A 12,110-nucleotide genomic window follows, 5' to 3' on the forward strand; every position below is an offset into this window, starting at 1 on the left:
TCGTATTCGCTGTTATGTAATTGGTAAATTTGGCTCAGAATGTTTTTGAATAAATTGTTGGATCAATTCCATAGATTCTTTCACTTGCTGAAATTTTAGCGGCAATGAAATAAAACCATGTAGCGCATCTGAAATCCGGATAATTTCCACTTGGTTTCCTGCCTGCCGCAGTTTCTCACCATAGGCTTCCCCTTCATCCCGTAGAGGATCATATTCTGCGGTAAGGATTAGCGTATCTGGTTGACGGGAAAAATCCTTGGCCAACAATGGTGCAAAATAGGGGTTTTCCCAATCATTCTGGTTTCCCATATACAGTTCCATATAATCCTGCAACATCTTAGAAGTTAGTAGATAATCACTCCCGTTTTCCTGAATGGAAGCAAAAGGGGAAGTATCACCATGATCATTATACGTAGCCGGATAAATTAGCACCTGCCGTTTAGGCTCAAAATCCCCACGATCCCGAGCCATCAGGGAAACTGACGCTGCCAAGTTTCCTCCAGCACTATCCCCGATTAAGGTGATATATTCCGGTTTAGAGTGGAGTAAATCTGTCTTTTGAAAAATTTCTTTCGCTACTGCATAACAATCTTCCAATCCTGCTGGAAAAGGGTGTTCCGGTGCCAAACGGTAATCCACTGAAACAACCAAATGTTTGGTTTTGGTAGCCAGGTTTAAACAGACCCGATTGTAGCTGTCAATATTTCCAGCAACCCATCCCCCACCATGGAAAAATAAAAGGATTGGGTATTCCTTGGTATTATTCCAATTGTGTTCATCCACAATCTCCTCAGATGGATTCTTGCCCAAAACGGGAGAAAAAATACGCACTGGTATTTTATGATCCTGATAAAAAACACTGTGGTCCCATACATTATAGCTGGGTTTAATTGGATGGTATCCTTTTACGTTCATAAAAGTACGTTCCAGCTTATAATTCTTCTTTAGGTTGATATCCGGATAAGAAAGCGCTTTTAATGCGGCTTTCATCAATTTATTAATTGCCATAAAAGCTCCTGTTCTGGAATTTTCAATTTACATGTTTTCCAATCGTATGGTAGTAACATGTTTATATTGTGAATTTACGTTTTATTATACATGTTTTTGGATGAGTTGACAAGAAAAACAAAAAAGAGAAAAGCCTACTTTTGGGCATAAAGTAGGCTTTTCTCTTTCACGTTTTAAATTTGGAGAGGAAAAAATCGAAATCTGCAGTGAAACTATAAGGATTAAAAGGGGAACCTACCACGTACGTAGGCGGAGCGATGTGGGCGCATGCTCCAAAAATCCATTTTCCTGCGATTTCTGAGAAGAAGAAAAAGTGTTGAAATCAACTAAAATCGCAACATAAAGTGTAACGTTAAACTATTTTTCTCCTGTTTTTGGGGTACTTGGCAGTTGGGCTGCTGCCTTAGTAATATTATTTGATATATTTTAAAATCAAAATCGAGAAAAATATCTTGTTACCAACCATTCTGCGTTTCCACCAAGGAGGATGTGGAATAAAACCGATACGGTGCAGACTGTTTTTTCAATTTAATTTATTCTATACATATCAGGTACTGTATAAAACAAATAATCAAATCGAAAAGAACTTTATGTTGATTCAGATCTTGATTGATTACAACTTTAGTATACTCATATAATCGACAAATGTCAACGGTATTTTAGTAAAATCAGCATTTGGCACAACAATACATATATTAACGCACTATTTTGGTTAATATGCTGCGTAATTCGACGTTTAGTTAAAAATACAACCTTAAAACTTGGCGAATTTTACGAAAATTTTTTAACTTTTTGATTCCACAGTTAGTCCACTTCCTGGACAATTTGTGTCAATTTTTGGGTTCTTTTTTTGTAATTGTCGAATAAATTCCTCTTTGTTTTTTGGTGAAATTAGCAGAGTCTGTTTTCCATGTTCTGGTGTTAAACACACCAGCTCCAATCGGTCATAAGAAAGCGCAAAAGAGAAAAAAGCCTTTGTGGTAGGTGCCACTTTTAAAATACACTCATACGGAATTTCAGCTTGCTTTAAAAAGCCCAAACGCAATACTAAAGTATCCTTCTTTATCTCACTATAAGACAATACATAAAAAGGCAATACAAGCAAAATGCTCAAAATCCATCCCACTGCAGTACCAAGTCCTACCCATAAATTAGAAGTATCCTGTGTTATTAAAAACCAGGTAAATACAATTGTCTGGTAGCAAATACAGAGACATGCAACATGTACCCATATATCTATTTTGGTATAAAAACGCAACTGTATCCCCCCTAATTTATATCGATTTATTAAGTATAACAAATAATTGTGAAAAAACTTTTGGCATTTCACATAAAATCCATGAATACCTATTGATGTAAGGTTCGTATAGGCAAAAAAGCAAACTCACACAAAAGTTTCCTTTTAAGCACAAAAATGATTGCATTGATATCAACATAATTTGTAATACAATTCCTATGTTATCACAAACTTTATTTTGCATTGTATGATAAAAAGCTGCCTTTTCAAACAATTTACTTCCATTCAATTGGATCAACATCCAAAAGAATTTTTTATCCTCGTTTTATAGGGCAGTCCTCTTATTCATTTTTATTTTTCTAGAAAATATGATATTGTGTTTTTAATTTTCTCGCACATATTATTACAACAAATATAGTCACCAACTCCGCAAACGGTACTGCGAACCATAACCCATCCATCCCCCAAATATAAGACATCCCTACTATTCCAATAACGGTAAAGCCCAATGTTCTGGAAAAGGAAATTCCTGCGGAAATAAGTCCATTTCCCAAAGCGGTAAACATTGCCGACCCAAAGATATTAATCCCTGCGAACAGGAACGAAACACCAAATAAACGCAGCCCATGCGCGGCTAAGGAGTATGCTTCTGTACCTGATGTAAAGAATACTTTTGCCACAAAATCCGCCCCCAATAGAGAAAGCAACCACATCGCTACTGAACAAACTAAAATAAACTGGACGCACCATTTTAATACTTTTCTTAAAAAAGTCTGATTTTGTGCCCCATAATGGTAAGAAATGACCGGTGCTACACCAATGGAAAAGCCAATAAAAATAGAGGTCATTAAAAATTGGCAGTACAACACAGTTGTAATCGAAGCCACACCGTTTGCACCGGCGAATTGCAACATATAAAAATTAAACAATGCCGTTGTAATACTGGTAGAAAGGTTGGTGACCATCTCGGAGGAGCCGTTGGCACAGCTCTTCAAAATCATTTTGATAGGAAATGCTGGTTTTGTAAATTTCAACCCTTTCTTATGGAACAGGAAAAACAGGATTCCCCCAATTGCTGAAACAAAATATCCTCCCACGGTAGCATAGGCGGCACCTTGAACACCCATATGGAATACCGCAATTAACAAATAGTCAAATACCATATTGAATATACCAGAACCAATGGAAAGCCCTAATCCCAGATGAGGACGGCTTGCCACTACCAGAAAATCCTGGAACATCAACTGTAACGTGGAAACAGGGGAGTATAGCATCATAATCCACAAATAATCTTTACAATATTGCTTTAACTCCCCTTCAGCCCCCAGCCACTCAATCAAACGGTCCATATTGCACAATACTAAAACCGCAATAATTACTGATAAGACAAAAGCAACAATCACCAACCCAGTAAAATACCGTTTCGCCTGATGTTCCTTGCCCTGTCCCATTGTCCAGGCAACAACCGCGCTTCCCCCTGTTGCAAACATAACGCCAACTGCAATATTGATACTAATCAAAGGATATACAATATTTACTGCTGACAAAGCTTCTGCCCCAACAAAACGGGAAACAAAAAAACCATCCACAATAGTGTATAATGACATAAAAATCATCATAATCATGGTTGGAAAAGCAAACTCCAACAGTTCTTTAAAGGTAAATTCTTTTTCAATGTGATGCTTCAATGATAACCTCCATATCGTCTCTTTTTATCACGATTCAATTATTCTGTTTTGGATTGAAAACGGTTTACAATAAATATTCCCAGACTTACCAAAACCAAAGCGAAAATATTTTTAAGACTAAATGCCTGTTCCCCTTCGCCTAGCAATATAGCTGATAATAAAACCCCGATAACCGGATTCATGAAGCCATAAATGGTCACTTTGGATACTGGATTATATTTTAACAAAATTCCCCATAGAGAATAAGCAACTGCGGACAAAAATGCAAGATAAATGAGCATGAGGCTGGAATCCCAATGAAAATTTGTAATACGCCCACCCATACATAGACCAGTTCCGGTTAAAATAATTCCACCTAACAGGAATTGGTATCCGCTAAGCATTACTGGATCTTCATCCTTCGAATATTTTTTCAAATAAACAGAAGAAAAAGCATAGGAAATAGCCGAGATAAAAACAAATCCCTCCCCTTGAAAGCTCAAATCAAAATCAATTCCACCACTACTCAAATTTGCTAGTATTACTCCAATCAATCCTACCATACACCCTATCAATTTTGGCAAAGTTAATTTCTCCTGCCGGAATAGCAAGCTGGCAATTAAAATTGCCAACAGGCTGTTCGTACCTACAATGATAGCCCCTTTTACTCCGCTGGTATGGGCCAATCCCATGTAAAAAAACAGATACTGGATGACCGTCTGTAACAAAGAAAGATGAAATATTTTGCCAGCTGCTTGTTTTCGAGGCAATAACAGCTTTCTTTGCAATATACTGCCCAATAAAATAGTTAAAACTCCTGCCAACGCAAATCGATAGCCTGCAAATACAATTTGATCCCCCACAGCGTCAGAAGGAATCTCTAATAATTGATAGCCAATTTTAATGCAAGGGAAGGCACTCCCCCATAACCCACAACAAATAAGTGCTAATATTCCCACTATAATAGGCTTTTGTAATAATTTTTGTGGCTTCACTCAAATACTCCTTTTTAATAAGTTATTTTATTATGATGTAACAATATCTTAATGGAATAAGATCATTACTGTTCTATTGAATCTAATGTTATATCATAATGTCAATATACACAAGTAAAATAACACTGATTTGTATAAGCTTCATTGTAAGGTAGAAAAATGGAGATTCACTTACATTATGCTAGATTTTTACTTCAAATACTATTTTTTTATATCATTCAATTTTATCATATTAAAACTTCTCTTACAACCGAAATCTGATTATCCTATTGTGTTACAATCAAAATATTTTCAATTTACACCAATATACAAAAAGGCTTATGGAACTTTCCATAAGCCTTTTTGCTAACTATTTCTCACCAATTACCATAAGTAATTTCAATATCTTTAAATATAGACTATCCATCTCACAGCCAAGATTTTTCCTTATTGTTGCATCGACAATTCTATCATCTCAATTGTTTGATGTCGCCGGATTGTATTGCAGAAAGATTGTTTGTAATTTTTTCTTTTGGCCAATCCCACCACTTGATTTTCAACAAAGAAACAATCGTATCCTCTGAAAACCGTTTTTTAATTGGTTTTGCAGGAACACCGCCAACAATAGTATATGGTGGAACATCTTTTGTTACCACTGCACGAGTTCCTATAATTGCGCCATCCCCAACGGTAACACCGGATAAAATAACTGCTTCATAACCAATCCAAACGTCATTTCCAATTATAATATCGCCCTTATTATCCCAGGAATTAACAACATCTTGCTGTTTCAAATCCCATTCCTCATAAAAAAGAGGAAATGTATAGGTGGATAAAGAAGATAGGGTATGATTTGCGCTATTAAACAAAAATCGTACTCCACAAGCAATGGAACAAAATTTTCCAATAATCAGTTTGTCTTTGTTGATTGGATAGTGATATAGTACATTATTCTGCTCAAACATAACTGGATCATGGACAAAATCATTGTAAATCGTGTAATCTCCAACTATAATATTGGGGTTGGTAATTACATTTTTCAAATAAATTGTTTGTTGGTCTCCTGTACGGGGATAAATTTGTTTATCTGGAATAGTCATTTGATATCCTCCTAATTTTCAATTATTCGTTCCCTATTCCAGATAATACAATGCAAATTTTCACCATTACCACTCCTATCTAACTATTGATAAAATTGAAACGCTTTTTCATAAAGCTCTCTCGTTTGAGCTTCATCGTCATAGGCTAAACAATCATCAGCATAGGATAACGTCCAAAATGGTTCTGTTTGAAAAATTTGTTCAGGAAATAGACGAGATAACTGAAAGGATTTCCTTCCAAATTCTTCAATACTGTTTATTCCACTATAATAAATATTTTCTAAAAGCTGAAACAATATCTTCCCAAACGCATTATATTGACAGCTTAATTGATTATCATACATATACTGATAAATAAGCTGCAAATTTTCCTCACAATCATACGAATTCCATTCCAATTCCAACAATAACGGATCATTTTCATACTGAAGAAAAAGCCTATCTACTGCCTCATCGTATGATGCCTTTTGAATAAAATTTACTTTCCATAAAAGAGCATATGCCAAAATGGTTTCAATCATTTTTTCTATTTCTCCTATCATTGGTTTCATTATATTGCTTTGATGTTTAAATGTAAAGAAAAAATCTCGCTAGGTAATCAGAAGCAATTCATCTTATTGCCATTTACTGATTCGTCAGCGAGATTTATTAATTCTATAAATCTAATTTGATAAAATCTGAAACTTTTCTTAGATGAAACACAAAAACTCTACGCAAAAAATTATTATCGTCTGGTTGAACATTTTGATGTGTTTCTGTTAACTCATATTCTCCAACAAAATGATAATTTCCTTTTTTCTTTTCAAAAATTAGTAGCGGCGTATTTTGTTTTTTATGCGACAAAACAGCAATATTTAAATCATACATTTTGTTGGATAAACTGTCTTGATGGCCCACTCTTCCTATGCCAGTATACATACAATAATCATGAGTACCTCTTGGATAGAAATAATCAGAATAAAGTTCTTCTTCATTTTTAAATAGAAGAATTGCTTTTCCTTTTGTCGCCAAGGTAATTCCACTTTGTGGATTTCCTCCCAACAGTTTACTGATTTCAGCTCTATTTGTAAATGTTTGTCCTTGTTCTAATTGTAACATAACATTATTCCCACTCAATTGTAGATGGTGGCTTCGTGGTGATATCATACACAACGCGGTTGATATTTTTTACTTCATTGACAATACGGCTGGAAATTGTGGCAAGAAGGTCATAAGGGATTCTTGCGAAATCAGCTGTCATAAAATCAGTAGTTGTAACGCCACGCAGGGCCAAGGTATAATCATAAGTTCTGCCATCCCCCATTACGCCAACAGAACGCATGGATGTCAGCACAGCGAAATATTGATGGATATCCCGGTCAAGACCTGCTTTTGCAATTTCCTCCCGGAAAATCCAGTCAGCATCCCGTAAAATATCCAGTTTTTCTTTGGTGATTTCTCCAATAACACGGATTGCAAGCCCTGGGCCTGGGAATGGCTGACGCCATACCAATACATCGGAAAGACCTAACTCTATCCCCAATTGGCGAACTTCATCTTTAAACAGCAGACGCAATGGCTCGATAATTTCCTTAAAATCAACATAGTCCGGCAAACCGCCTACATTATGGTGGCTCTTGATGACAGCAGCATCCCCTGTACCGGATTCAATCACATCTGGGTAAATTGTTCCCTGTGCTAAGAAATCAACTGCACCAATTTTTTTGGCTTCTTCTTCAAATACACGGATAAATTCTTCTCCAATGGTTTTCCGTTTTGTTTCTGGGTCGCTCACGCCAGCCAGTTTGGAGAGAAAACGCTCTTCTGCATTGACACGGATAAAGTTCAAATCCCAATCAGCAAAAGCCTGTTCTACTTCGTCCCCTTCGTTTTTCCGCATTAAACCATGGTCTACAAATACACAGGTCAGCTGATGGCCAATCGCTTTAGAAAGCAATGCAGCCAAAACAGAGGAATCCACCCCTCCGGATAGTGCCAACAATACTTTCCCATCGCCAACTTTTGCACGGATATCCTCGATTGCGGTTTTCGCATAATCCCCCATGGTCCAGTCACCAACACAACCACAAACGTGATACAAAAAGTTATGCAGCATTTTTGTGCCGTTTTCGGTGTGCATTACCTCTGGATGGAATTGTACTGCATACAGTTTCGCTTCCGGATTTTCCATCGCAGCCACAGGACATTCTTTGGTATGTGCCGAAGCACGGAACCCTTCTGGCAAGCCGGAAATATAGTCCGTATGGCTCATCCAGGTAATCATATTTTCGGATAATCCCTGGAACATTAACGAAGAAGTATCAAAGTTTGTTTCGGTTTTGCCGTATTCCCGCATGGTAGCGCTGGAAACAGTACCTCCCATCAAATGGGCCATCACCTGAGCACCATAACAAATCCCCAACACAGGGATTCCCAGTTCAAAAATTTCCTTATCAATTTTAGGGGCGTTCTCCTCATAAACACTATTTGGACCGCCAGTAAAAATAATACCAACTGGTTTTTCTTGTTTTGCAACAGCAAGCCCTTTGGTATAGGGTTCCACTTCACAATACACACCGCATTCACGAACGCGCCGGGCAATCAGTTGGTTATACTGTCCACCAAAGTCAATGACCAATACTTTTTGATGTGCCATATTCAATTACCTTTCTTCACTAAATTTTTGGGTGATTGAAAAAATAACAGGTTCCCTGCTATTTCCCATCCTATCATTTATTATTGTACAAATAAATTTCACAAATTTCAAGCTATTTTTCGTTACCTCTGTATGAATCAGCAAATTGGGAAGAAAATAAAAAGGATTCCAGGAAAATTTGGATGGACAGACAAAAAACAAAGCAGGTGAAAACATATGCTAAAACGGGCAACCAAATTATTTATTATTTTTATTTTATTATGCTCTATCCTAGCTACAAGGATTGTTTACCTTGCAAGTTCTACCGATTTGACACAGGCAGCACAAAGGCAAAGTAGTTATACCCTAACCTTAAATAGCCAACGGGGAGGAATTTATGACCGAAATTTTAACAATATGGTAAATCAAACCACAAAATATGTTGCTGTTGTGTTCCCTGACCCTTCTTGCATTCAACAAGTATTAGACTTAAATCCGGAATTAAAACGAGAAGAAATCGCGGAACAAATTCAACAGGGCAAACCATTCTTAGTGGAATCCAAAAAGGCTTCCAGCAATCATTCCAGCATTCAGGTATTTCCTGTTTCAGAACGTTACCAGGATAACGGTATTGCTCCTCATCTAATTGGATATTTAAACGGGGATGGTGAAGCGGTATGTGGGATTGAACAATCCTACAACGAATTATTGCAAAATTTCACCTCCAACTATCAGATAACATTTCAGTTGGACGGGACGGGAAATTTAATCAAAGGAAAAGAAATGGAACAGACCATCCAGGGAAATTCCGATGGCGGCGTTGTACTCACGTTGGATCGTGGCATCCAGGAATTAGCGCAAAAAATAGGGAGACAATCCATTCCAAAAGGAGCAATTACCGTATTTGATGTAAAAACGTCCCAAATCGTTGCCTGCGCCAGCTTTCCAACCTATTCCCAAAATGACGTAGCAGCCAGTATCAACGATGAGAATAAACCCTTAATTAACCGCAGCCTGTACACCTACAATGTTGGTTCTACCTTTAAAATCGCCACCGCTGCCACCGCATTGGAACAGGGAATCTCTCCAAACTATTCCTTTTTTTGCCCAGGTAAAATTGACGTAAAAGGTCAAGTATTCAAATGCCACCACCTAGCTGGACACGGATCTTTAAATATGCAACAAGCTTTAGAGAAATCCTGTAATCCTTACTATATCAATCTAGCACTACAAACAGGTGGAAATGCCATCTTACAAACCGCATCCGATATGGGGTTTGGAAAAGAATTAGAACTGGCAAGTGGGATTGTTGCTGCCAAAGGGACTCTCCCCTCTACGGATGACTTAAAAAACCCAGCAGAATTGGCAAACTTTGGATTTGGGCAAGGAAAACTCACCGCAAATTCTTTTCAGGTAAGCGGACTGCTTTTAAGTGTACTCAACCAGGGAAAACTAGTTCAACCCAGCCTAATTTTAGGGACTACAGAAAATGGAACAGATTTAACAGAACCTACACAGGCGCAACCTCCTACCTATGTAATGAGTGAAGAAACCGCATCGATTTTAAAAGAAGATTTAATCCTAGCATTAAAGGGGCAGGATACCGAGGAACTAAAACCAAAATTGACAACAGCTGGAGGAAAATCCGCAACAGCACAGACTGGAACCTATGATGAAAACGGGGTAGAAATCTGCCAAACTTGGTATACCGGATTTTTTCCAGCAGAAGACCCCAAATATGTGATAACAGTTTTGGTAGAAGAAGGGGCCTCTGGAAACGATACTGCTGGTCCAATTTTCGCAAAACTAGCGGATGCGATTACCCTATATGAGCAAAAATAATGCTTTAACCTATTAGAAATGATATTGAAACAATTGTAAAAAATATCAAAATTACGCATTAATTAGTAATTTGTACAATTCATAGACATAGCACAATTTTACTTCTTATCAGAATAAACGATACAATAAATCTGGAGTTTACATTGGGCTTTTCACATAAAACCCCGCTTTTTTGGTACACTGGCGTAAAAGTTTTCTATCTATTTTTAGATAGAAAACTTTGTCATACAAAGCCAATATAACATGGTTATGCGTTAGCATAAAGCAAATCGTTTCACCAAATATCATTTTGTTTCGTATACTTTGGTTGTTTATTTTCGATTAAAAGGATCAAATCATTCGTTTACAAAACAGATATGGCCTTATTTGATACAAGTACAGCTTCATCTAACCATAATAGTGGAAAAGATAAATTCTATATTTGTTTTTTCCCCAATCTTCTCTAATTTTCTACATCATCATAAAACGCCTTCCATTGCAACTTTATATTACAATGGAAGGCGTTATTTATCTATTATGAAAAAAATTCTTTCCGGTACTGAGCCGGAGTAACTTGGAAATATTTTTTAAAAGCGTAGTCAAATGCTCGACGTTCTGAGTAGCCAATTTGCTGGGAAATCAAATCAATTGGTAAATGGCTTTTTGACAGCAGTTCCGACGCATGCTGCATTTGAATTTCCAGACGCCATTCTGAAAAAGACTTTCCTGTTTTGCGGGAAATTAATCGGGAAATATATTCGGAAGAATAATTAAAAAAAGTGGCAGTAGATTTTAAAGTAGCGGCAGCGTAGTTATCATTGAGGTAACTAATGACCTGTTCTATGGTCAATTCCCTAGAAATTTTCTCTGGCTGCTGGTCAACAACTTGAGCATATTGCCGGCTGAGCTCCATCAATAAAGAACAAAGGGAAAACAACATGATTTGTTGGGAATACATATCATCTTTTACAAATTCCTGAGTCAATTTATAAAGACAGTACTGGCCAGAGCTTTCCTGTGGCACCTCAAATTGTAAGCAGCTGGGCCCTTCTTTAAAATTATAAATTGATTCTAAAAAGAAATCCAAAAACATCTTATTTTCTTTCAACATAGGTACAACAGTTTGTTCAAAGATTGTTTTTCGAATTAAGATATTAATTAGGTTCGTATCCCGCCCTACAATGCACATTCCATGTTTGATTTGGGAATTATAAATCCAAAATTGTCCGGCTTTCATTCGGTATTCATTTCCAGCCATATAACAATAACAAGTACCAGAGTAAAGATAGGTTAGCTCAAAAAACTCATGGTAATGGGTCGGATGGTAAAATATATCTTTTGAATTTAAAAACCGCTGGCTTTCCGATGTAATCGCTAGCCCTTCCCATCTAGAAACACAATCCAACACCACACCTATGTTTTGGTTCGGCAAAAAATATTTTTGTTCGGATAAAAAACGCCGTTTGGTTGGAATCGGATTCCACTTTCTTTCTTTGCAAAACTCTTGTATATCCTCTGGTGGAACTTCAAACTGGCTAAGGTCTAAATCGATCTTTTTTCGGTCACTAATCCGGTTGGTACGATGCTCACAAATATCTGGCGATTGCCGCATTTCTTCCAACAGTTCCCCAAACTTTTTATGCAAAGAAGTTTCCATCTAGCCTCTCCCCTTTCTTTTATACCTCATTA

Annotated in this window: 10 protein-coding genes; 1 reads left to right on the forward strand and 9 read right to left on the reverse strand. The window is 37.1% G+C overall.

The window, feature by feature from the left end; all coding sequences use genetic code 11:
• Positions 1 to 12: 12 nt before the first annotated feature.
• The 8 genes from BQ2683_RS04310 to guaA all read right to left on the reverse strand — a co-directional run bounded on the left by BQ2683_RS04310 (position 13) and on the right by guaA (position 8,621).
• Positions 13 to 1,008 (reverse strand): alpha/beta hydrolase, encoded by a 996-nt coding sequence (locus BQ2683_RS04310; protein WP_069987524.1) that lies wholly within the window; start codon positions 1,006 to 1,008, stop codon positions 13 to 15.
• A 784-nt stretch (positions 1,009 to 1,792) separates the two neighbouring features.
• Complete coding sequence (locus BQ2683_RS04315; protein ID WP_069987525.1) at positions 1,793 to 2,266, reverse strand: PH domain-containing protein; 474 nt, start codon at positions 2,264 to 2,266, stop codon at positions 1,793 to 1,795.
• A gap of 338 nt (positions 2,267 to 2,604) precedes the next feature.
• Positions 2,605 to 3,933: an MATE family efflux transporter gene (locus BQ2683_RS04320; protein ID WP_069987526.1), complete on the reverse strand. Its 1,329-nt coding sequence runs from the start codon at positions 3,931 to 3,933 to the stop codon at positions 2,605 to 2,607.
• A 38-nt stretch (positions 3,934 to 3,971) separates the two neighbouring features.
• Entirely contained in the window at positions 3,972 to 4,907 is a 936-nt protein-coding gene (locus BQ2683_RS04325; protein ID WP_069987527.1) for a DMT family transporter, read from the reverse strand.
• A gap of 449 nt (positions 4,908 to 5,356) precedes the next feature.
• A complete protein-coding gene (locus tag BQ2683_RS04330; protein WP_069987528.1) occupies positions 5,357 to 5,986 on the reverse strand; it encodes a CatB-related O-acetyltransferase in 630 nt (209 codons plus the stop codon).
• A gap of 83 nt (positions 5,987 to 6,069) precedes the next feature.
• Positions 6,070 to 6,507: a hypothetical protein gene (locus BQ2683_RS04335; protein ID WP_069987529.1), complete on the reverse strand. Its 438-nt coding sequence runs from the start codon at positions 6,505 to 6,507 to the stop codon at positions 6,070 to 6,072.
• A 133-nt stretch (positions 6,508 to 6,640) separates the two neighbouring features.
• Positions 6,641 to 7,084 carry an SRA domain-containing endonuclease gene (locus BQ2683_RS04340; protein WP_069987530.1) on the reverse strand — a complete coding sequence of 148 codons (444 nt, stop codon included), beginning with the start codon at positions 7,082 to 7,084 and terminating at the stop codon, positions 6,641 to 6,643.
• 4 nt (positions 7,085 to 7,088) lie between these two features.
• Positions 7,089 to 8,621 (reverse strand): glutamine-hydrolyzing GMP synthase, encoded by a 1,533-nt coding sequence (guaA, locus tag BQ2683_RS04345; protein ID WP_069987531.1) that lies wholly within the window; start codon positions 8,619 to 8,621, stop codon positions 7,089 to 7,091.
• 216 nt (positions 8,622 to 8,837) lie between these two features.
• On the opposite strand from guaA, the gene BQ2683_RS04350 reads away from it, so the two are divergent.
• Positions 8,838 to 10,442 (forward strand): peptidoglycan D,D-transpeptidase FtsI family protein, encoded by a 1,605-nt coding sequence (locus BQ2683_RS04350; protein WP_069987532.1) that lies wholly within the window; start codon positions 8,838 to 8,840, stop codon positions 10,440 to 10,442.
• A gap of 514 nt (positions 10,443 to 10,956) precedes the next feature.
• Here the strand turns inward: BQ2683_RS04350 and BQ2683_RS04355 are convergent.
• On the reverse strand, positions 10,957 to 12,078 hold the full coding sequence (locus tag BQ2683_RS04355; protein WP_069987533.1) for an AraC family transcriptional regulator: 1,122 nt from the start codon (positions 12,076 to 12,078) through the stop codon (positions 10,957 to 10,959).
• Between the last annotated feature and the right edge of the window lie 32 nt (positions 12,079 to 12,110).

This window comes from Massilioclostridium coli (assembly GCF_900095865.1).
In the GTDB taxonomy this organism is placed as follows: Bacteria; Bacillota; Clostridia; order Oscillospirales; family Ruminococcaceae; genus Massilioclostridium; species Massilioclostridium facile.